Annotated in this window: 17 protein-coding genes; 8 read left to right on the top strand and 9 right to left on the bottom strand. The window is 33.6% G+C overall.

Annotated features, from left to right (window positions below; genetic code table 11):
• Nucleotides 1-6 precede the first annotated feature (6 nt).
• The 7 genes from ACHRVZ_RS06900 to ACHRVZ_RS06870 all read right to left on the bottom strand — a co-directional run bounded on the left by ACHRVZ_RS06900 (nt 7) and on the right by ACHRVZ_RS06870 (nt 8,529).
• A complete protein-coding gene (locus ACHRVZ_RS06900; RefSeq protein WP_395421509.1) occupies nt 7-1,749 on the bottom strand; it encodes a BatD family protein in 1,743 nt (580 codons plus the stop codon).
• 104 nt (nt 1,750-1,853) lie between these two features.
• A complete protein-coding gene (locus tag ACHRVZ_RS06895; RefSeq protein ID WP_395421508.1) occupies nt 1,854-2,627 on the bottom strand; it encodes a tetratricopeptide repeat protein in 774 nt (257 codons plus the stop codon).
• A gap of 43 nt (nt 2,628-2,670) precedes the next feature.
• Nucleotides 2,671-3,705 (bottom strand): VWA domain-containing protein, encoded by a 1,035-nt coding sequence (locus tag ACHRVZ_RS06890; protein WP_395421507.1) that lies wholly within the window; start codon nt 3,703-3,705, stop codon nt 2,671-2,673.
• Nucleotides 3,706-3,781: 76 nt separating this feature from the next.
• The gene (locus tag ACHRVZ_RS06885) at nt 3,782-4,783 is read right to left on the bottom strand and encodes a VWA domain-containing protein (protein ID WP_395421506.1); all 1,002 of its coding nucleotides are present in this window, start codon (nt 4,781-4,783) and stop codon (nt 3,782-3,784) included.
• On the bottom strand, nt 4,783-6,414 hold the full coding sequence (locus ACHRVZ_RS06880; RefSeq protein ID WP_395421505.1) for a hypothetical protein: 1,632 nt from the start codon (nt 6,412-6,414) through the stop codon (nt 4,783-4,785). The genes ACHRVZ_RS06885 and ACHRVZ_RS06880 overlap by 1 nt, the downstream gene beginning before the upstream one ends.
• Before the next feature lie 166 nt (nt 6,415-6,580).
• Complete coding sequence (locus tag ACHRVZ_RS06875; protein ID WP_395421504.1) at nt 6,581-7,444, bottom strand: DUF58 domain-containing protein; 864 nt, start codon at nt 7,442-7,444, stop codon at nt 6,581-6,583.
• An 80-nt stretch (nt 7,445-7,524) separates the two neighbouring features.
• A complete protein-coding gene (locus tag ACHRVZ_RS06870) occupies nt 7,525-8,529 on the bottom strand; it encodes a MoxR family ATPase (RefSeq protein ID WP_072964260.1) in 1,005 nt (334 codons plus the stop codon).
• A gap of 224 nt (nt 8,530-8,753) precedes the next feature.
• Here ACHRVZ_RS06870 and ACHRVZ_RS06865 point away from each other — a divergent pair, with 224 nt between their 5' ends.
• The 3 genes from ACHRVZ_RS06865 (at nt 8,754) to ACHRVZ_RS06855 (ending at nt 11,787) form a co-directional block, all read left to right on the top strand.
• Nucleotides 8,754-9,626 (top strand): aldo/keto reductase family oxidoreductase, encoded by an 873-nt coding sequence (locus tag ACHRVZ_RS06865; protein ID WP_395421503.1) that lies wholly within the window; start codon nt 8,754-8,756, stop codon nt 9,624-9,626.
• 141 nt (nt 9,627-9,767) lie between these two features.
• Complete coding sequence (locus tag ACHRVZ_RS06860) at nt 9,768-10,520, top strand: SDR family NAD(P)-dependent oxidoreductase (RefSeq protein ID WP_395421502.1); 753 nt, start codon at nt 9,768-9,770, stop codon at nt 10,518-10,520.
• Between the two features lie 115 nt (nt 10,521-10,635).
• The gene (locus ACHRVZ_RS06855) at nt 10,636-11,787 is read left to right on the top strand and encodes an ATP-binding protein (RefSeq protein WP_395421500.1); all 1,152 of its coding nucleotides are present in this window, start codon (nt 10,636-10,638) and stop codon (nt 11,785-11,787) included.
• A gap of 174 nt (nt 11,788-11,961) precedes the next feature.
• On the opposite strand, the gene ACHRVZ_RS06850 is transcribed toward ACHRVZ_RS06855, so the two are convergent.
• Nucleotides 11,962-12,705: a DUF3298 domain-containing protein gene (locus ACHRVZ_RS06850; protein WP_395421499.1), complete on the bottom strand. Its 744-nt coding sequence runs from the start codon at nt 12,703-12,705 to the stop codon at nt 11,962-11,964.
• A gap of 105 nt (nt 12,706-12,810) precedes the next feature.
• Between ACHRVZ_RS06850 and ACHRVZ_RS06845 the strand changes: the two genes are divergently transcribed.
• On the top strand, nt 12,811-13,953 hold the full coding sequence (locus tag ACHRVZ_RS06845; protein WP_395421498.1) for a cystathionine gamma-synthase: 1,143 nt from the start codon (nt 12,811-12,813) through the stop codon (nt 13,951-13,953).
• A gap of 56 nt (nt 13,954-14,009) precedes the next feature.
• On the opposite strand, the gene ACHRVZ_RS06840 is transcribed toward ACHRVZ_RS06845, so the two are convergent.
• Nucleotides 14,010-14,804, bottom strand: a complete 795-nt coding sequence (locus ACHRVZ_RS06840; protein WP_395421496.1) for a THC0290_0291 family protein — start codon at nt 14,802-14,804, stop codon at nt 14,010-14,012.
• A gap of 282 nt (nt 14,805-15,086) precedes the next feature.
• Between ACHRVZ_RS06840 and gdhA the strand changes: the two genes are divergently transcribed.
• From gdhA to ileS, 4 genes are all read left to right on the top strand, one after another.
• Complete coding sequence (gene gdhA, locus ACHRVZ_RS06835) at nt 15,087-16,430, top strand: NADP-specific glutamate dehydrogenase (protein ID WP_395421494.1); 1,344 nt, start codon at nt 15,087-15,089, stop codon at nt 16,428-16,430.
• A 134-nt stretch (nt 16,431-16,564) separates the two neighbouring features.
• Entirely contained in the window at nt 16,565-18,847 is a 2,283-nt protein-coding gene (locus ACHRVZ_RS06830) for a T9SS type A sorting domain-containing protein (protein ID WP_395422498.1), read from the top strand.
• Nucleotides 18,848-18,895: 48 nt separating this feature from the next.
• Nucleotides 18,896-19,609, top strand: a complete 714-nt coding sequence (gene recO / locus ACHRVZ_RS06825; protein ID WP_395421492.1) for a DNA repair protein RecO — start codon at nt 18,896-18,898, stop codon at nt 19,607-19,609.
• Between the two features lie 130 nt (nt 19,610-19,739).
• Nucleotides 19,740-23,141: an isoleucine--tRNA ligase gene (gene ileS, locus ACHRVZ_RS06820; protein ID WP_395421491.1), complete on the top strand. Its 3,402-nt coding sequence runs from the start codon at nt 19,740-19,742 to the stop codon at nt 23,139-23,141.

Raw genomic sequence — 23,141 nt, 5'->3', positions numbered from 1 at the left:
AAAAAACTAAACGATTTGTTTTTCTAATGCCGAAATAATCAATACAGCTTTATCGTAATCTTGTTGAATCGAAGCGCTCGATGCCGGAGCATAACGAGCAAATTCGCAGTTCTCTGTCAAATTAATGAAACTTAGAACCTGTTCCGGATTCGCATTTCTGGACAGCAACAATTCTTGAATATTGTCTTTACTCATTTCTGAGGTTTCAATGTGCAATTTCGCTTTTAAGAAATTGTGCATTGCTTTTTCTAATGCAATATAAAAAGCTTCTTTATTGTTGATTTGTTTCTTGGCTTGAGATAAATATTTCTTCGCCAATTTATTGTTCATTCTGATTCGGTTTCCTGTAACATCGCCATCAATTGCTTCTTTTTTCTTCTTGGCTAAAATAATAATTGGTAGAATTACGAAAGGCAAGAAAAGTAAAGTGTAATACAAATTTGAACCGTAAAAATCATTTTTAGCTATCGAAACTAAAGTGGTTTTTGGCTTGATGTATTTAAATTGCTCCGTTTTAGAAATTACATTTTTAGAGGCAGTTGCATTTGTTTCTGCTTGTACCGGACCATCTAAAACGTCAATCATAATTTCCTTAGAAGTTATCGTTTTATAAGAACCGGAATTCAAATCGAAATAAGAAAACTGCATTGGTTTTATAGCATACTTTCCTTTGTATTGTGGGATTATAGTGTACTTGTCTGTAATTTTTCCGGACATTCCCGCAAGCGAAGTCGTTACGTTTTCATCATGAACAGGATCATACATTTCTAATGCATTTGGAACAACTGGTTTTGGCAAAGTAAACAACTTCATGTTTCCGGTTCCTGACGCACTAACAATTAATTCTAAACTTTCTCCGTTTTTCAGAGTCGTTTTAGAAGGTGTAACAGTAAAATCAAATTTACCAACAGCTCCACTAAAATCTACAGGTTTGTTAGATTCCGGAAGCGGTCTTACATTGATTGTCTTAGCGCCGGCAGAAACTACCTTATTATCATCCGTAATAATCATTTGGCCAAACATATCTCGGCGATTAGTAGGCAATTGTACACCAATGTCTAAAGAAAGTGGCTCAATCGTAAGTCTTCCTGCTTTTTGAGGATATAAAATGGTCTTTTTTAAGATAACAAAATAACATCTTTGCCCTTGGTAATTTCCTTCTTCAACTGATAATTGCTTAATATCAATGTTCTGATTCCAGAAATCATTGTATTTAGGTTTTGCAAGTTCTTTGAAACCTGTTACATTAATATTGTTAAAGTATAATTTGTATACAACAGTAATTGGCTCATTTAAATAAGGAGAAGTTTTTGAAATTTCGGCAACAAGATTTAGCATCTCATTTCCTGATCCTTGAGGTCTGTCGTTAGGATCTCTTTCTTGCGCAACTGCATTAGTAACAACGATTTTTATAGGCGCTGTTTTATAAACCTGACCATTATACTCAATTGCTGCCTGCTTAATAGTGACAGTTCCCTTTTTGTCTGGTTGTAAAATATAAGAGTAAATTTTCTGAAAAGAACTTCTCCCATTTACCCAAGACTGGCTTATCTGCTGGCTAGGTCCTGCTACTATTTTGAAACCTTCAAATGCAGGTTGGTCAAAGTTGTCTCCATCAACATTCATGATAAAGTCAATACGAAGTCTTTCGTTTACTCCAAGCGTGTTTTTGCTTACTCTGGCTTCAAATTGAACTTGAGCCATAAGCCCTTGAAAAGTGAATAGTAATAGAATTAAATATCTTTTCATTTAATGTTTAATCGTTGTTTTGAATGTTTTATTGTTCAATCGTTTCTGAATGTTTAATTTTTGTGCAAATAAACAAATTAACAATTAAACGATTCAACTTTATTTTACCAGTCTTTTTCTGTTTTTCTAGGATTCCCTTTTACTTTTTGAGCGTTAACTTTATCCTGAATTTTCTTTTCTTCGTTGTTTACCGCATCTAATAAGTTTTGGACTCTTTCTTTTGAAATCCCTCCAGGCTGTGGTTTTGGTTCTCCTTTGTTGTCAGACTTGTCATCTTTTTTAGGATCATTTTTTCCATCCTTTTTATCTTTGTCCTTATCACCTTTGTCGTCTTTCTTGTCCTTATCCTTGTCTTTATCTTTATTTTTGTCCTTGTCCTTATCTTTATCTTTGTTTTTATCTTTGTCTTTGTCCTTTTTATCCTTGTCTTTGTTTTTATCGTTTTTCGGAGGATTTTCTTTTAATTTTTGTTTTGCTAAAGCATAATTATAACGCGTTTCGTCATCAGTTGGGTCATTGCGTAGCGCTTCTTTATAAGCTTCAACGGCTTGCGTATAGTCTTTCTCTTTCATGAAAACATTTCCTAAATTGTGAAATGCTTTATGTTTTTCAGGTCTTGTTTTAGCATTTTTTATTGCTTTTGCGTAAGCATATTTGGCTTCTGAAGTCTGATTTTGTTTGTAAATTGTGTTTCCTAAATTATAAGGAGCAGTTGCACGTTTTGGAAATTTTGATTCTGAAATTCTGTAATTAGCTTCAGCATCTGCAAATTTATTCTGCTTATATTCTTCATTGGCATCAGGCAATGTCTTGTCTTTTTCCTGAGCTGAAACTGCTAAAGAAAACGTTAGTAAAATATAAAGAAGTAAATTTTTCATTCTAATTTTTTTATTTTTTTGTTTCGAATCTTTAGTGAAACAATTATTTCTTTTCGTTAAATAAATTCAACTCTTTTATCCAGTTTGTTTTTCTTTCTAAAAGAAAAATATCAATAAACAATAACAAGAAAGCGAAGCCAATGAACCATTGAAATTGTGATTGAAAATCGGCCATTTGTGTGGCTTCAAATTCAGTTTTCTGAATGTTGTTTAAAGCATTTTTTACATATTCCAGAACTTCTTTCGTATTTCCGCCATATACGTAACCTCCTTTTGTAGCTTTTGCAATAGTTTTTAGCCCTTCTTGATTAAGTTTTGTAGTAACAGTTTCTCCATTTTGGTCTTTTTGATAACTTTTGACTACACCATTTTCTTTTAACGGAATTGTACCTCCTTTTTCTGTTCCAACACCAATGGTTATGATTTTCATTCCCATTTTGTTAGCTTCTTCAGCTGCGGCTGCAGCTCCTTCAGAATGATCTTCTCCATCAGAAATTAAAATCAATAATTTGCTGGTTTTGCTCTTTTCATCGAAATAAGTCGATGATAAACGAATGGCTTCGTCAAGCGAAGTTCCTTGTGATGAAACCATATCCGGAGTCATGCTTTGCAAGAACATTTTAGCAACACTATAATCAGAAGTAATTGGCAAAACCGGGAATGCGCTTCCTGCATAAGCCACAATTCCAATTCGGTCACTTCCTAGGTTATTGATGATTTGCGAAACCAATTGTTTACTTTTCTCCAAACGGCTTGGTGCAACATCTTCCGCAAGCATACTTTTAGAAACGTCAACGGCAAAAACAATATCAATACCTTCACGTTTTACGGTTTCCATTTTAGTTCCAATCTTCGGATTTACTAATCCGATTATTAAAAAAGCAAGCGCTAAAAGGAACACTGATATTTTTAGTACAGGTTTAAAAACAGAGCGCTCTGGACTCAGTTTTTTTACCATTTCAAGATCACCAAATTCAAGTTGTTTTTTTCTTTTCCAATACATATTGAATAGAAAAACACACACCACGATTGGGAGTAAGAATAAAAGGTATAAATATTTTTTTTCGTCTAATTCCATTTTTTAATTCTAGTTTTTAGTTTCCGGTCACCGTTTTCAGTGGTTTACTGAGTACTGAGACTGATACTAAAATGTTTTAAATAAAGCTTCTGTAAACCGTATTTCGCAGACCTACTTCTAACAATAATAAAAAGGCTGCAAGTAATACAAATCCTCTGTATTTTTCGTCATAATCATAGAACTTTAATTCCTGAATTTCGGTAGTTTCTAACTTGTTGATTGCTTTATATATCTCAGACAATCTATCATTACTTGTTGCTCTAAAATAAGTTCCATCAGTTTTTCGAGCAATACTTTTCATTAATTGTTCGTCGATTTCTACTTTTTGCATTTTAAATAAAAACCCACCGTTTGGTGCATACGCATATGGAGAAGGTGCCATTCCGTTAGTCCCAATTCCAATCGTGTATACTTTTATTCCATATTGTTTTGCAATATCAGCTGCCGTTTCAGGCTCAATAAAACCGGCATTATTAACACCGTCTGTCATTAGAATAATTACTTTGCTTTTTGCTTTACTATCTTTAAGACGATTTACAGCAGTTGCTAAGCCCATTCCAATTCCAGTTCCGTCTTGTAATGCAGTATCGTATTTAATGTCTTTAATAGCTTCTAAAATAATAGCTTTATCACTTGTTACAGGCGTTTTTGTATAAGCTTCAGAGGCATACAAAACCAAACCAACTCTGTCATTTGGTCTTTCTTCCACAAATTCAGCAGCAACTTTCTTTAAAGCTTCCATACGGTTTGGCTTTAAATCCTTAGCAAGCATACTCCCGGAAACGTCAATTGCCATAACAATATCAATTCCTTTAGTCGTTTTGGTTTGGTTGCTAATATCGACAGTTCTTGGTCTTGCCAGAGCAATAATTAATGAACTCAAAGCAATAATTCTAAAAACATACAAACAAGGTTTTAGTTTTGTCAACAGCGATTCGCTATTTTTAAAACCTTGAGTTGAACTCATCTTTAAAGTAGCGGTTTGTTGATTGCGTTTCCAGAAAAACCAAGCAATTGCAATTGGAATCAATAGAAACAACCAAAAAAATTCTGGATTTAAAAAAGTTATTTTATTCATTAGTTGCTTGCTTTTCTAAGTTCAACAGAATTTAAAATTCGAGTTGTAATATCATTCGAATACGTGTCGCCTTCTTCGTGTAAAATCATAATTTGTTGTAATCCCTGATCTTGTTTGAAAAGTAAAATTTCGTAATATGCTTTTTCACTTGTCTTATCAACAGGATTTAGAACTGTCATTGTTCCATATCCTTTTAATCCCTGAATACCTTGTCCGGTTTGAAAATCTTCTTGTTTTACAATGATATTTTGTCCTCCCTGAGCTTCAATTATTTTTAAGGTTCCCTCTAAAGCTTTCGCTAAATCAATATCTGTAGGGTTTTTAAATTTGCTGGTTGAGACCGTAACATAAAAATTATCGATCATACTACCGTATGTAAAAAGCTGCATTTCCTTAATCAAAGCCATTGCTTCTTTAGGTAATACTTTTTGAGTATCCATTCGTTTTAAAACTTTTGGAGTTTCAATTAAAACACCAGGATTACCGTATTCACTTTTCACCCATTGACCTTCCAGTAATTCTTTAGTTGGATGTCCAATAACATTATCTTTTACATATTTGAAACCTTTCGTAACGATAAAAAATGCAGTGGTAGCAATTAATAAAAACAAAACTGTTCCTACTGCTATTGCAATACGTTTGTTGCGTTTTTTTAGTAATTGAAGTTTAATTTGTTTTTGCTTTTGAGCTTCATTCAGTAATTGATCCTCTTCTTCTTCAGGAACTTCAGTTGGAATAGCGTTATCAAGGGTTAAAATTACTTTCTGAATTTTATTTCGATCTTCAGTAATTTCAAAATCAAGAGGTTTAGATTTTGCAAATTTTACTAAATCCGCCTGACGTAAAACGCGTTCTAAATTCTCAACAGTTTCTGGCGTTAAAGTCATTTTCTTTTTAGTAGAAGCCGTTCTGATTGCCTGAATTAATTCAGAAGTTGTGCTTTCCATTGCTGGAATATGAATAGCTTCTTCAATATAGTTACGTGCAATATCAGTAAGTTCACTATAATATTCTTTTATTTCGCCTTTCTGAACAAGTTCTTTTTGCTCTAAGTTATTAAGTAAACTTGTCGCTTTTTCTATAGGCGTTTTATAAACTTCCTCTGTAATTTTTTTCTGTTGACGTTTTTTAATGAACCAATATACAAATGCACCAATTCCGATAATTACAAGCAAAATCAAAAGATAAATCCACCAATCGTTATTACTTTCGGCGCTTGAAATATCTTTTATATCATACATTTTTTGCTGTAAAGTATCCACTTTTACATTGGCAACTTCAACACGAATAGAATCTGATAAATAAGCTTTTTTATCAATTAAAATTTTGATGCTCGGAATTGTATATTTTCCGGAATCAAATTGAGTCAGTCCGTATTTTTTGATTAATTCGTAATTGCCATCTTTTTTTACGGTATCAATAGGGTAAGATTGAATAACCTCTAAAGGTCCAATCGTTTTTAGTTTAGGAAAAACAACTTTCGATTTTGAGCTGACAACCGTTTTAAGAGTTAACTTAAACTCGGCACCAATTTTATTTTTTGTAGTATCAATGCTCGTCTCTACTTGTTTTTGCTGAGCAAAAATAGAGGAGGAAAGTAAAAATAAAAATATGTAAAATTTTAATTTCATTTGATTTTTTGATTTCAGATTTTATTCTAAAATGAATGCTTAATTAAGGCACGCGGACGACACTTATTTGCTTCGCCAGTTCGCTAGCGCTCGTGTAAGCGGATTTTTTATTTGATGTTATTGTTCTTCAATCTTGTTTAAAATCTAATATTCTAACAATCTAAGATTATCTTGATTTAAAATAACCAAGCAATTTGGTTACATAATTTTCATCGACTCTTGTGTTTACAACTCCGGCACCAGATTTACTGAAGATTTCTTTGAAATAATTAACTCTTTCGTGATAATGTTTTTCGTAATTCATTCTTACTGTTTTTGAACCTGTATCGACCAATTGAATTTTTCCGGTTTCGGCATCAAGCATTGTTACCATTCCTAAATTTGGGATTTTTTCTTCACGAATATCATAAACCCGAACGCCTGTAATATCATGTTTCTTAGAAGCAATTTTTAATGTTTGCTCATAATTTTCAGACATAAAATCTGAAATCATAAAAACAATGGCTTTCTTTTTCTGTGTTCCTGATAAAAATTTTAAAGCAGCGCCAACATCTGTTTTTTGGCTTTTTGGTTCAAATTCGATCAATTCGCGAATGATTCTTAAAACGTGAGAACGACCTTTTTTTGGAGGAATATATAATTCGACGTTGTCAGAAAATAGTATTAACCCAATCTTGTCGTTGTTTTGTGTAGCCGAAAAAGCCATCGTTGCCGCAATTTCGGTGACGATGTCTTTTTTAAATTGACTTTTTGAACCAAACCCTTCAGAACCGGAGATGTCAACCATTAAAACCATGGTTAATTCGCGTTCTTCTTCAAAAACTTTTACGTGAGCTTCATTGTAGCGCGCGGTTACGTTCCAATCGATGTTACGAATATCATCGCCATATTGGTATTGACGAACTTCGCTAAAAGTCATCCCTCGCCCTTTAAATGATGAGTGGTATTCTCCCGAAAAGATATGATTGCTCAGTCTTTTGGTTTTGATTTCTATTTTCCGTACTTTTTTTAAAAGCTCTTTTGTATCCATTTTATTTGTTTAAAGTTTAAAAGTTTCAAGTTTCAAGTTTGCTTTACAACAACCTGAAACTTGAAACGTTAAACAAATTTTTAAGGTACTTCAATCTCGTTTACGATTTTGTTGATAATGTCTACAGAAGTAATATTTTCGGCTTCTGCCTCATATGTTATCCCAACTCTGTGACGCAAAACGTCGTGTACAACTGCACGAACATCTTCCGGAATTACATATCCACGACGTTTGATAAAAGCGTAACATTTTGCTGCAACAGCTAAATTGATACTTCCACGTGGAGATGCTCCAAAGCTGATAAGAGGTTTTAAGTCCGCAAGTTTGTATTTCTCTGGGTAACGAGTAGCAAAGATGATATCTAAGATGTATTTTTCGATTTTTTCGTCCATGTATACTTCACGAACTGCTTCTTGCGCACGCAAAATTTGTTCTACAGAAACTACTGCATTTACTTTTTCGTAACTTCCTTTTAAGTTTTGACGAATTACAAAACGCTCTTCATCAATTTTTGGATAGTCAATTACAGTTTTTAGCATAAAACGGTCAACTTGTGCTTCAGGAAGTTGGTATGTTCCTTCTTGCTCAACCGGGTTTTGAGTTGCAAGTACTAAAAACGGACGATCAAGTTTAAAAGTGGTGTCGCCAATAGTAACTTGTTTTTCCTGCATCGCCTCTAAAAGTGCAGATTGAACCTTAGCAGGAGCACGGTTAATCTCATCGGCAAGTACGAAATTGGCAAAAATTGGTCCTTTTTTAATAGAGAACTCGTTTGCTTTGATGTTGTAAATCATCGTCCCGACAACATCGGCAGGTAATAAGTCGGGTGTAAACTGGATACGGCTGAACGAACCTTGCACTGCTTGCGACAAAGTATTTATCGCTAAAGTTTTGGCCAAACCAGGAACACCTTCAAGTAAAATATGTCCTTGTCCTAAAAGACCAATCAATAAACGCTCGACCATATGTTTCTGGCCCACAATAACTTTGTTCATTTCCATTGTAAGAAGGTCTATAAAAGCACTTTCTCTTTCAATTTTTTCATTTATCGCTCTAATGTCTAAAGTTGTTGTATTTTCTTCCATATAAATATTTTTAATGCCTTTTTAATACCTTGATTTTTATGCCCTTCTTTTGAGTAGTGCAAATTGAATATTTTTTGAGAAGTAAGATGTTAAAGAATGGTTAAAACTTCGACCAAAGACCTAATTTTAAGGACTAATTGTGAATCTATTTTTATATTTTTAAGAACTTTGATGATTATGCTTTAGAAAAGCATATTTATTACCAAAAATAACGCAATAAAACCATGAGTAAAACAACATTATCGCCTATAATTTCGGGTACTATGAATTGGGGTGTTTGGGACAAAAGCTTAACGCCAAAAGAAATGGAAAACATGATACAAATCTGTATCGAAAACAAAATTACCACTTTTGATCACGCCGACATTTATGGCTCGTATACTACGGAAGCTGATTTTGGAAAAGCATTTCAGGCCAGCAAAATTTCACGTGAGAAATTACAATTAATTACCAAATGCGGAATTCAGATGATTGCTGAAAGCCGCGAAAATAAAGTCAAACATTACGAATATTCAAAAGAATATATTATTTGGTCTGTTGAAGAGTCATTAAAGAAATTAAAAACAGATTATGTGGATGTTTTTTTATTGCACAGACCAAGTCCTTTAATGCAAGCAGATGAAATTGCTGAAGCGGTAGAAAAATTAAAATCTGAAGGAAAAATTATCGATTTTGGACTTTCGAATTTTACAAGTTCTCAAACTGAATTAATCCGTCAGAAAACAGAAGTAAGCTTTAATCAGGTACAATTTTCGGCAACCAATTTTGAACCAATGGTTGACGGAAGTTTCGATTATATGCAAACACACGGAATTCGACCGTTGTCATGGAATCCGCTGGGGACTGTTTTTAGAGAAGATACGAGAAAGACACGTCGTTTAAAAAAATTACTTGCAGAGTTGGTTAAAAAATATGGCTTTGGATCAGATACACTTTTACTTGCCTGGATTTTGAAACATCCTGCAAAAGTAATTCCGATCGCTGGAACTGTAAATATTGCCAGAATTCAATCTTTGGTGAAAGCCGCCGAATTAGAAATGGACAAAGAAGACTGGTTCGCGATCTGGACAGAAAGTATGGGGGAAGAAGTGCTTTAAATTTTAGTGTTCAGTTTACAGTTTTTAGTATTCAGCTAAAGATGGTCAAAAAAATATTTGCCACAGATTAAAGTAATTCACATAGATTAGAAAAATCATTTAAATCCTTTTAATCTGTGGCTAAAAAAATAAAAATATAGAATGAAAAAAACAGCCCTAATTACTGGAGCAACTAGCGGAATTGGAAAAGCAACCGCGCAAATTTTGGCAAAAAACAATTATAAAGTTGTCCTTTGCGGAAGAAGAATAGATCGTTTACAGGAACTGGAGAAAGAGCTTTCAGCTTTTACAGAAGTGCATTCTTTGTCTTTTGATGTTCGCGATAAAAATGCAGCTTTTGATAGTATTCATAATTTACCTGAAGAATTTTCGGTAATTGATGTTTTAATCAATAATGCAGGAAATGCACATGGTTTAGATCCAATCCAAACAGGAAATGTGGATGATTGGGATGCGATGATTGACATCAATGTAAAAGGACTTTTGTACGTTTCTAAAGCTATAATTCCGCAGATGGTCGAAAGAAAATCGGGACATATTATCAATATTGGTTCAATTGCGGCAAAAGAAGTTTACCCAAACGGAAATGTATACTGTGCTTCAAAACATGCTGTTGATGCAATTAGTAATGGAATGAGAATGGATTTGAATCCGTTTGGAATTAGAGTTGGAGCAATTCATCCCGGAATGGTAGAAACGGAGTTTAGCGAAGTACGCTTTAAAGGAGATGCTGAAAGAGCCTCTTCTGTATATAATGGTCTAGATGCATTACAAGCTGAAGATATTGCAGATATTATTCATTTTGTAGTTTCAAGAAAATATCACGTAAATGTTTCTGATTTAATTGTTCTGCCAACAGCTCAGGCTTCGGCAACAATTGTTAAAAGGGATTAACTTAGATTTTTAGACTAACTTAGACTTCTTGGAATGAATGTCTAAGGAGTCTAATGTCTAAGGAGTCTAATGTCTAAGGAATCTAATAATCTAAAATTTAAGAAGTCTAAAACAAATGATTAACAAGCGCCTTTTAATAAAAAATCTACTTGCTCATAATGATGAGAGCAGTTTTTATGATAAAAAAAGGCAGTTGAATTTGCATTCGCGTGAAGGAAAAGGAAAGTTTCTGAAACACATTTGCGCGTTATCAAATTCTAATCCAACAAATAATTCTTATATAGTAGTTGGAGTTGAAGATCAGGATAACGAAATTGTTGGTGATGATTTTTTTGATGACAGCCGAATTCAAAATCTTGTCAATGCTTTTTTAGAAAATCCTCCTAAAATTCAATACGAGAATGTACCTTTTCCTAATCTTCCAAAAGATAAAGTAATTGGATTGGTTACTATTAAACCCAAAAGTAAAATCTCCTATTTCAAAAAAGGAATTCACACTATTCTTGCAAATAGCGTTTTTGTGAGACGTGGCAGTAATTCGGTTCCTGTTGAAGGTGAAATTGAAAAAAATTACCAAAATACAGAGACCGTTATCGGAATCGAAAACAGTTCTCGGAATAGTATTCAATATACTTTAGACGGTGTTATTGATTTTATGAATTTCCGCCATAAAGATATGTCACCCAAATATCATGTTTTTAAAGAACTGTTTGTGATTTGCTGGGCTGGAGTTCCTAAAAGATCACGTGATAAAACCTTTTTGTCCCGCGTAGACATTGAGTTGATTAATGAACAGATTAAGCTTTTTTATTCGGCACAGGATGTTGTCACTATTGTTTTTGATGATGATAGTTTTACCATTACAGAATATGTTCCGCTCGGGTTAAATGATAAAACGAGTTATTATCCTTTAGAGAAGCAAACAATACATTTTTTCGACAACGGATATTATAAAATTGATCGTGAAATGCTCTTTCAGCCTCCAGAGTTTAATCGTAAAATGTTATATCATATTTATAATTCGAATATGGCATTGCTTCAAAAACTGCAAAGGGGAATTGCTTTGTCAGAACGAGAGCTAAAAGATCTGGAAAATCTCCCGTCGACTTTTATGATTTGTTATTTAAATGGTTTTGATGATGCCAAACAAAAATTAATTGACGCAAAAATACTTCTAAAGCCTTTCGGAAATATTTATTTATCTTTTAAAGAAGCCCTTCGAATTCTACGTAAAATGAAATATGATTTTCAGGAAGGGGCTAAATAGAGGACGAAGGTTCAGAGTTGTAAAGGTTCAAAGGTTTTTCTGTAGAGATGCACAGCAGTGCGTCTAATTTAAAGAGTTAGATTTTTTGAATTGCCTAAAGCTTTAGCTGGAGATTAACACGGAGCCTTTTTTATTGGCTTTAGCCAAATTATTTAGCTCTCGTTGAGGAAATAATTATTTAAAGTTTAAAAATTTACTAACCTTTTCATACGGGAAAAAGATTTCTTTAGGGCCGTCTGCATATGAGGCAGCTTCATATGAATTGTAATATAAAAGCAGTCCTTCTGGAGTGTAAAAAATATTCTGCGGTAATTGAAATTTATCATTTTCGAACATTAATCCCGTTGCATTTATATTTGATTTGGCTGGAATATGATATTTGGCTCGAAATTCTTTTTCGGCGAAAGCCTTAAACTCTTTCTCGTTTTTGAATAATTGATTGTTAAAAATGGTTTTTCCTGTTTTTGGATTAAATAACAGGGAACGAAAACCTTGATAACCATGTGCTCCTCCGGTAAATGTATAATGATCAATTTTTATATTGATAATCTGATCAGATTCATATTCGACATTTCCTTTGATTTTTCCTTCCCAGCCAAAAGTGTCATCAGGAAATTTTTTATGCATTTCTTCATAAGAAGTTATGAAAGCTGCAGTTAAAGTTTTGTAATCGGTTGCTTTGAGAGGATCTTCATCAAAATAAACAATCTCTCGAACTACCGTAAAAACTTTTTTGTTGATACTATCTGCTACAATAGCAATATTTTTTGCAATTGGAACTTCAATCGTGATTTTAGGACAGTCACTTTTGCAGGGTATATTAGATTCTTTTTCAAACGTCTCATTTTCAAAAGAGAGCTCTTTGTTACAACTAGTAAATATCAAAAACAAAAAGACTAGAAAAGTATAATGTTTCATATCAAAAAGTGTTAATTATATACAAAGGTAAGGAGATGTATCAGGATTAGAATAAATTTAGAGGTAAATTTGTAGAAGAATTAAGCATTTAAAATTTGTAACTATATGAAATTCAATACTAAAGTAATACATGGTGGCCAACATCATGATCCAAGTACAGGAGCAGTTATGCCCCCGGTTTATCAAACTTCGACATTTATTCAAACTAGTCCGGGAAAACCTTTGGCAGATTACGAATATAGTAGAGCATCAAATCCAACTCGTACTGCCTTAGAAAATGCTTTGGCAAGTATAGAAAATGGTACTCGTGGTTTAGCATTTTCGTCAGGTTTGGCAGCTACTGATTGTGTTTTAAGATCGTTTAAGGCTGGCGATGAAATTATCGCAATGGATGATTTGTATGGAGGAACGTACAGAATGTTCTCTAGGATTTATAAAGATTCAGGAATTAAGTTTCATTTTGTTGATATGACTGATATCGAGAAATTGAAATCATTAATCAACGAAAACACAAAACTGATTTGGGTTGAAACACCAACAAATCCGTTAATGAAATTAGCCGATATTGCAGAAGTAGCAAAAATTACCAAAGAACATAAAATTTTATTTGCAGTAGATAATACTTTCGCAACACCTTATTTGCAAAAGCCTCTTGATTTAGGAGCTGATATCGTGATGCATTCGGCGACAAAATACCTTGGCGGACATTCTGATGTTATTGCTGGCGCTTTGATCGTAAAAGATGAAGCTTTAGGAGAACAATTGCATTTTCAGCAATTTGCAACCGGAGCGACATTAGGACCAATGGACAGTTTTTTGGTTTTAAGAGGAATCAAAACACTTTCGTTAAGAGTACAAAGACACTGCGAAAACGGAGAAAAAGTTGTTGAGTATTTAAGTAATCACCCAAAAATTAATACCGTTTATTATCCGGGATTAAAAAGTCATCCGTTTCATGAAATTGCTAAAAAGCAAATGAAGGCTTTTGGCGGAATGGTTTCTTTTACTTTTAAATCAGGTAAAAAAGAAGATTCTATTGCGTTTTTAGAAAAACTGAAAGTTTTTACTTTGGCAGAATCTTTAGGAGGAGTGGAATCATTGGCAAATCATCCTGCTTTAATGACACACGCTTCTATACCGGCAGATAAAAGAGCTGAAGTTGGTATAACTGATGATTTAGTTCGATTAAGCGTAGGTATCGAAGATGCCGAAGATTTGATTGCAGATTTAGAACAAGCTTTAGCTTAAAAATAGAAAACCCCAACTCGAGAGAATTGGGGTTTTTATTTGTCTTTTTTAATTGGTTAAAAATCCAAGTAAAAAATGTATCCTAGATTAAACCAAATTTGCGAATCTTTTGATTTGTTTTCTTTATATAAAGCTTTGTTCGGATTTAAGCCGTCTACCCAATCAGAGCTAAAAGCTTGATAACGACATTCGAACATTAAATCGCTCATTTCGCTTAACTTGTAATGTACTCCAACTCCTGCTACCGCTGATAAAACCACGCCGGTTTCACTAGAAAAACCATGTTGGCGACCATCAGAAGGAGTTAAATATTTTGGAAACGTTGTGGCTGGTGTTCCCAACGGACCAAGTGAAGAGGTAACATTTGTAGAATAATAACTCGCTTGAAAACCTAAACTTCCGTACGGACTAAAACTACCAATTGTATTCTCATAATCATGGATTTTCATAAAAGGTGAAAATTCTAATTGAAAACCAAGATTTAATAAAGTAGTACTTCCTTTCATGGCTTGAAGCTGTAAAACGCCAAGTGTTGCTGGTTTTTTATCAACCCATTCACCGTAGTTCTTTAAGTTCGTTTTAGTAAATGAAAGCTCTGATCTAACTTTAAAGTGTTCAGTAAAAAAGCTTTCTCTATTACTGTTGGAAGAAAAATTTATAAAATGTACAATTCCTAAGCCAAATCCGGTGTTGCCTATATTAGTGTCAAAATTGTTTCTTTCGCCAAAATCAGATTGAAATGTTACTGGGCCGAATATTATTCCTACTTCTTGCGCTAAACTAGATTGTGCAGTCGATATTGAAGTAATACCAAAAATGGCGAATATCGTGAATATTATGGGTTTGAGCATGGTTTTGGGCTTTCAAATCTTGGCAAATATATAAAAACAAGATTAACTTAAAAGGTTATAGGGTTCTATTGATGAATATTTGTTAAAAATATTAAAATATTGAATATTTGAGTAGTAATTTACTGAAAATTGCAAAAGTTGAAATATGTTTTTTAAAGATTAACTGTATAATAGATAAAAGTGTTAACGGTTTCTCAAAAATATATTTAACAAATATCAAATTAGATTACCTTTGTGGTGAATAACGAAAACGTTTTCTTAAATGTTAATAATCTAATAATCATGTCACAAAGTATTACCGCTTTTATGGATTCGGTTAGCGCAAAAAACCCGAATGAATCAGAGTTTTTACAAGCAGTTTTAGAAGTTGCCGAAACGGTAATTCCTTTTATTGAAGAAAATAAAAAATACCACAACAAAATGCTTTTAGAGCGCATGGTTGAACCTGAACGTGTTATAATGTTTAGAGTAAACTGGCTAAATGATAAAGGTGAAATTCAAGTTAATAGAGGATATCGTATTCAGATGAATTCTGCGATAGGACCATATAAAGGTGGTTTACGTTTTCACCCTTCTGTTAATTTAAGTATTTTAAAATTTTTAGCTTTCGAGCAAACATTCAAAAATAGCTTAACTACATTGCCAATGGGTGGTGGAAAAGGTGGTTCTGATTTTGATCCAAAAGGAAAATCAGATAACGAAATTATGAAGTTCTGTCAAAGTTTTATGACTGAACTTTCAAAACATATTGGTGCAGATACAGATGTTCCTGCCGGAGATATTGGTGTTGGAGGGAGAGAAGTTGGTTATATGTTTGGTCAATACAAAAGATTAAGAAATGAATTTACTGGAGTTTTAACCGGAAAAGGAATTTCTTTTGGAGGATCATTAATTCGTCCGGAAGCTACAGGTTACGGAACGGTTTATTTTGCTCAAAGTATGTTGGAAACAAAAGGTGATAGTTTTAAAGGTAAGACAGTTGTAGTTTCTGGTTCAGGAAACGTATCACAATATGCGGTTGAAAAAGCAAATCAATTAGGAGCTAAAGTGGTTACTTTATCTGATTCTAATGGATACATTTATGATGCAGACGGAATCGACGCGGAGAAATTGGCTTTTGTTATGGAACTGAAAAATGAACTAAGAGGAAGAATTAGTGAATATGTGACGAAATATCCAAATGCTAAGTATGTAGCAGGGAAACGTCCATGGGAAGTGAAATGTGATGTGGCTTTACCATGTGCGACTCAGAACGAATTAGATGGTGAAGAAGCAAAAATTTTAGTTGCAAACGGATGTATCGCAGTTGCCGAAGGAGCTAATATGCCATCTACACCAGAAGCAGTTACAGCTTTTTTAAATGCTAAAATATTATTTGCTCCGGGAAAAGCTTCTAATGCAGGAGGTGTTGCTACTTCAGGTCTTGAAATGTCGCAAAATTCATTGCGTTTAAGCTGGACGGCTGAAGAAGTTGATGAAAAATTAAAAGGAATCATGTTGGCAATTCATACTTCATGTGTACAATACGGTTCAGATAAATCAGGTTTTGTTGACTACGTAAAAGGAGCCAATATTGCTGGATTTGTGAAAGTTGCCGATGCTATGCTTGCACAAGGTGTAGTATAGTTTTTAGTTACAATTTTAGAATGTCTTCATTTATCTTTCAAAAAGATGAATCGAAGGCATTTTTTTATTTGGAAAAGAAGCAAAATCAAATACTTTCGTTTGTAGTATATTTGTCTATCCGAATACATTAAATGATGAAAAGAAGGTTTCTGTATATATTGTTTTTATTATCGATACAATTTAGTTTTGCGCAAAATAAATTGTCATGGCAAGGCTATTTTTCGTTCAACGAAATAAAAGATATTTCACAATCTTCAACAACCGTATTTACTGCTTCAGAAAATGCATTGTTTTCAAAAGATGCAGCCACAAATAGCATCAAAACGATTACTACAGTTGATGGTCTTTCGGGGCAAACTATTTCGTCATTATATCATTCCGAAGCATTTAAGAAAACAATTATTGGTTACGAAAATGGTTTAATGATTGTTGTTAATGAAAAAGATGGCAGTATCCTGAAAAAAGTTGATATTATAAATAAACAACTGCCGGCAAATCTTAAAAAAATCAACCATTTTATGGAGTATAATGGTTTGGTTTATGTTTCTTGCGATTTCGGAATAGTACAGTTCAATTTAAATACCTCTCAGTTTGGAGACACCTATTTTATTGGAGATAATGGCGCTGAAATTAGTGTAAAACAAACCGCTTATTTTAATGGTTTTATTTATGCTGCTACTTCAAGCGGAATTAGAAAAGCAAATATTACAAATGCCAATCTGATCGATTTTAATCAATGGGCTGTTGTGAATTCCGGTGATTGGTCTAGTGTTGAAACTTTAGATAATGAACTTATTGCGATAAATTCGGGAGGGAACATTCATCGATATAACGGAAATGCATTTGCGGGGTTTTCGCAACTTCCGCAGTCATCAACAGACATGCGTGCGGCCAATCATAATTTGTTTGTAACAACGCCAAATACAGTTTTTATTTATAATAATCAAATGATTTTGATTCGTCAAATCGCAAATACTCAGGTTGCAGATAATACTTTGAGTTTTACTTGCGCGACAGCTATTGGAGATTTATTATACATTGGGACTAAAGACAAAGGATTGTTTACATCGACACTTTTAAATGCGTCAATTTTTGAAAATAATACGCCATCAGGACCAGCACGTAATAATATTTTTTCTTTTGATGTGACGCCAAATGTGCTTTGGGCGGTTTATGGAGATTATGATGTTTCTTATAATCCCTATCCATTAGATAGTTATGGAGTGAGTAAATATACTACTTCCGGATGGTCAAATATTCCTTATAAAGATGTTTTTGGAGCACAGTCAATGACCAGAATTATTGTGAATCCAAAAAATGAAAAGCAAGTTTATGCAAGTTCATTTTTTTCGGGTTTATTAAAATTAGAACAAGATGTACCAACTATTTTATATAACGAGAAAAATAGTGGTTTAGAAACTTTGACCTACGAAGGACCAAATTATATTGATGTTCGTATCAATGGAACTGCTTTTGATAAATTAGGAAATTTGTGGATTACCAATAGTAGGATTAAAAATGGTTTAAAAGTCTTGAAAGCGAATGGAGAATGGGGAAGCTATTCCATGACAACTATTCTTGATAACGCGGAAGCTTCCAGTTATGCAAATCTTACAATAGATAAAAATGGAACAAAATGGATCGCAACCAATAAAGATGGTGTTGTTGGGTTTAACGAAAGTACTAATACATTCAAAAAAATGACTTTTGGCGCTGATGTCGGAAATTTGCCCACTACAGATGTAAGGTCTGTAGTTGTAGATAATAAAAATCAATTGTGGATTGGAACAACAAAAGGGTTGCGAGTTTTATCGAGTGTTGGCAGTTTTCAGAATGATAGCCAGTTAAAAGCAAATCCGATTATTATTATGGAAGATAATTTAGCTCAGGAATTATTGTACGAGCAATTTATAACTTCAATTGCAGTAGACGGAGCAAATAATAAGTGGATTGGAACCGCAGATTCAGGAGTTTTTATGGTGTCTTCAAACGGACAGGAAACAAAATATCATTTTACGATAGACAATTCGCCATTACCAAGTAATGCAATAAATGAAATTAAAATTAATAGCACAACCGGAGAAGTTTTTATTGCAACAACAAAAGGAATGGTTTCTTTTAAAGGAATTGCAACGGATGCGAATGAAAATCTTAATAATGTTTATGTTTATCCAAATCCCGTTCGTCCAACGTATTTTGGAACTGTAAAAGTGGCTGGATTGATCGATAAGGCTAATATTAAAATTACAGATATCGAAGGTAATTTAGTTTATGAAACAACTTCAGAAGGCGGAACAATAGAATGGGATACAACAGCATTTGGAAGATATAAAGTAGCTTCCGGCGTTTATATGATTTTTATTTCAGCCCAAGACGGAAGCGAAACCAAGGTTAAAAAAGTCATGATTATTCGTTAGTCTGAAAGTCAAAATATCTAAGAAGTCAAAATATCTAAAAATCCAATTTTGCTAGTAAAAACCAAAGCAATTGTAATTTCGGCATTAAAATTTCAGGAGAAGAGTTTGATTGTAAAATGTTTTACATTTTCAAACGGCTTGAAATCTTATTTTGTCCGCGATGCATTTTCAAGTCGAAAAGCAAGTCAAAAAATAGCATACTTTCAACCTCTTTCGATTTTAGAAATTGAGGCCGTTCATAAAAACAAAGGGACTTTAGAAAACTTCAAAGAAATAAAAACCGCAGTTCCGTTTCAAAGTATTCATACCGATCTGGTAAAAAGTACAATGGTAATGTTTTTGTCTGAAATGCTGCATCATTCGATTCAGGAAGAAGAAAAAAATGAATCATTTTTTGTGTTTTTAGAAGCGGCGTTGACTTGGTTGGATCATCACGATGAAATCTCTAATTTTCATCTTATTTTACTTTTAGAAAGCACAAAATATTTAGGATTTTATCCTGATATATCAGAAATTGATTTGCCTTATTTTGAAATGAATGAAGGCGTCTTTACACTTTTTCATGGATCAAGTGCGTTAACAGAACATGAAACAAATCTGTTTAAAAAGCTTATTAATTTAAGATTTGAAAACGATCAGAAGATTTTTCACGTGATTGAACGACAAATTCTGCTGAAAATTCTTATAGATTATTATAGTTTTCATTTAGACGGATTTAAAAAGCCTAAATCTTTAGAGGTTTTAAAGGAGGTTTTCTCTTAAATTTTCAAAAAGAAGAAGATTTTTTGCGGAATATACTTGAAATTTCCAGAGATCGGTCTTTTTTACGTCATCTTTTATCTATTTTCCTCAAAATTCCTTACTTTCGCACCTCGTTTAAGAAAAGGATAAAATGAGCACAAAATTTACTGAATACAAAGGACTTGACTTGCCAACGGTAGCGTCTGAAGTACTTGATTTTTGGAAGAAAGAAAATATATTTGAAAAGAGTGTAACAACTCGCGAAGGTGCTGAGCCTTACGTATTTTTTGAAGGTCCGCCTTCAGCAAACGGATTACCTGGAATTCACCACGTGATGGCGCGTGCGATTAAAGATATTTTTTGCAGATATAAAACTCAAAAAGGTTTTCAGGTAAAAAGAAAAGCCGGATGGGATACCCACGGATTACCTGTAGAATTAGGAACTGAGAAAGAACTTGGAATTACAAAAGAAGATATTGGTAAAACCATTTCTATCGAAGAATATAACGAAGCGTGTAAAAAGACCGTTATGCGTTATACAGACGTATGGAATGATTTGACCGAAAAAATGGGATATTGGGTAGATATGGAAGATCCATATGTGACTTATAAACCAAAATACATGGAATCTGTTTGGTGGCTTTTGAAACAAATCTACGATAAAGGTTTGTTGTACAAAGGATACACGATTCAGCCGTATTCTCCAAAAGCCGGAACAGGATTATCTTCTCACGAAGTAAATCAGCCTGGAGCTTATCGAGATGTTACAGATACTACGATTGTAGCACAATTCAAGACTTTGCCGGAAACTTTGCCAAGCTTTTTACAAGGTTTTGGAGATATTCACATCTTGGCATGGACAACAACTCCTTGGACATTGCCATCGAATACAGCTTTGACAGTTGGACCAAAAATCGATTACGTTTTAGTAAAAACATTCAATCAATATACTTTTGAACCAATCAATGTTGTTTTAGCTAAAAATTTAGTTGGAAAACAATTCGGAAAAGGATTTTTTGCAAGCGAAGATGATGCTGATTTTGACAAAGTTAAAAATGGCGACAAGGAACTTCCGTATAAAATTTTGACAGAAGGAAAAGGAGCTGATCTAGTTGAGATTCGTTACGAGCAATTATTGCCGTACGTATTGCCATATCAAAATCCTGAAAATGCATTTAGAGTAATTGCTGGAGATTTCGTAACTACAGAAGACGGAACAGGAGTTGTACATACCGCTCCAACTTTTGGTGCTGATGATGCTAAAGTAGCAAAAGAAGCAAAACCGGAAGTTCCGCCAATGTTGGTTTTGGACGAAAACGGAACAGCAGTTCCTTTAGTAGATTTACAAGGGAAATTTACTTCGCACATGGGTGAATTTGCCGGTAAATATGTTAAAAACGAATATTATGATGCAGGTCAGGCGCCAGAGCGTTCTGTGGATGTAGAAATTGCTATTCGATTAAAAGAAGAAAATAAAGCCTTTAAGGTTGAAAAATACGTACATAGTTATCCACACAGTTGGAGAACTGATGAGCCGTTATTATATTATCCGCTAGACTCTTGGTTCATAAAAGTAACCGATGTAAAAGATAGAATGTTCGACCTGAACGAAACTATCAATTGGAAGCCTAAGTCTACTGGTGAAGGACGTTTTGGAAATTGGCTTAAAAATGCTAACGACTGGAACTTATCTCGTTCTAGATATTGGGGAATTCCGTTGCCAATTTGGAGAACTGAAGACAAAAAAGAAGAAGTTCTTATTGGTTCTGTAGAAGAATTATACAATGCGATTGAGAAATCTATTGAAGCAGGTTTTCAAAAAGAAAATCCGTTTAAAGGTTTTGAAATCGGAAATATGTCTGAATCTAATTATGATTTAATTGACTTACACAAAAATGTAGTTGATGAAATTACTTTAGTTTCGGCTTCAGGCCAACCAATGAAACGTGAAAGCGATTTAATTGATGTTTGGTTTGATTCTGGAGCAATGCCTTATGCACAATGGCATTATCCTTTTGAGAATAAAGATAAAATTGACGAGAATAAAGATTTTCCTGCGAATTTTATCGCCGAAGGTGTCGATCAGACTCGTGGATGGTTTTATACTTTACACGCAATCGGAACATTAGTTTTTGATAAAGTAGCCTATAAAAATGTAGTTTCGAATGGTTTGGTTTTGGATAAAAACGGACAAAAAATGTCGAAACGTTTAGGGAATGCAACAGATCCTTTTGAAACAATTGCAGAATACGGTCCAGATGCCACGCGTTGGTATATGATTTCAAACGCAAATCCTTGGGATAACCTGAAATTTGATATTGAAGGAATTGCAGAGGTTCGTCGTAAATTCTTTGGTACATTATATAATACGTATTCATTCTTTAGTTTATATGCTAATATTGATGGTTTTAAATATGCTGAAGAGGAAATTCCGTTAAACGAAAGACCGGAAATCGATCAATGGATTATTTCAGAATTACATACATTAATAAAATTTGTTGATGAATGTTATGAAGATTATGAACCAACTAAAGCTGCAAGAGCTATTTCTGACTTCGTTCAGGAAAACTTAAGTAACTGGTATGTTCGTTTATGTCGTCGCCGTTTCTGGAAAGGTGAATATGCGCATGATAAAATTGCAGCTTACCAAACGCTTTACACTTGCCTATTAACTATAAGTAAATTAAGCGCTCCAATTGCTCCTTTTTTCATGGATAAATTGTACCGAGATTTGACAGGTTCTACAGGATCTGAGCAATATAGCAGTGTTCACTTGGCTGAGTTTCCAAAATTTGTCGAAAACTTTGTTAATAAAACGTTAGAAAGCAAAATGCAGAAAGCGCAAACCATCTCATCATTGGTTTTATCGCTTCGTAAAAAGGAAATGATTAAGGTGCGTCAGCCGTTGCAAAAGGTAATGATTCCAGTACTTGACGAGAATCAGAGAGCTGAAATTGAAGCTATTTCTGATCTTATAAAAGCAGAGGTAAATGTTAAAGAAATTACACTTTTAGATGATGCTTCAGGTATTTTGGTGAAACAAATAAAGCCTAATTTTAAAGCTTTAGGTCCGCGCTTTGGAAAAGATATGGGTCTGATTTCCAAAGAAATACAGTCTTTTTCTGCAGATCAGATTAACCAGTTAGACAAGCAAGGAACGCTAGATATTGTTATTGCTGGAAATAATGTAACTTTATCACTAGAAGACGTCGAAATAACATCGCAAGATATCGAAGGTTGGTTGGTTGCAAACTCAAACGGAATTACAGTTGCGCTTGATATTACAATCTCTGACGAATTAAAAAACGAAGGAATCGCAAGAGAGTTGGTAAACAGAATTCAAAATATCCGTAAAGATTCTGGATTTGAAGTTACCGATAAAATTAAAGTTCAAATAAAAAGAAGCGGTCTTTTAGAAGATGCAATTCTTAAAAATGAAGACTATATCAAGTCTGAGACATTAACAGATGATTTGGTTTTTGTGGATGCTTTAGAAAACGGCACAGAAATTGAATTTGATGATATTAAAACAATGATATTAATTTCAAAATAA

This window comes from Flavobacterium sp. FlaQc-57 (genome assembly GCF_044007395.1).
Classification (GTDB): domain Bacteria; phylum Bacteroidota; class Bacteroidia; order Flavobacteriales; family Flavobacteriaceae; genus Flavobacterium.
The sequence above is the reverse complement of the archived record's forward strand: the minus strand, read 5'-3'. Positions and strand labels throughout refer to the sequence as shown.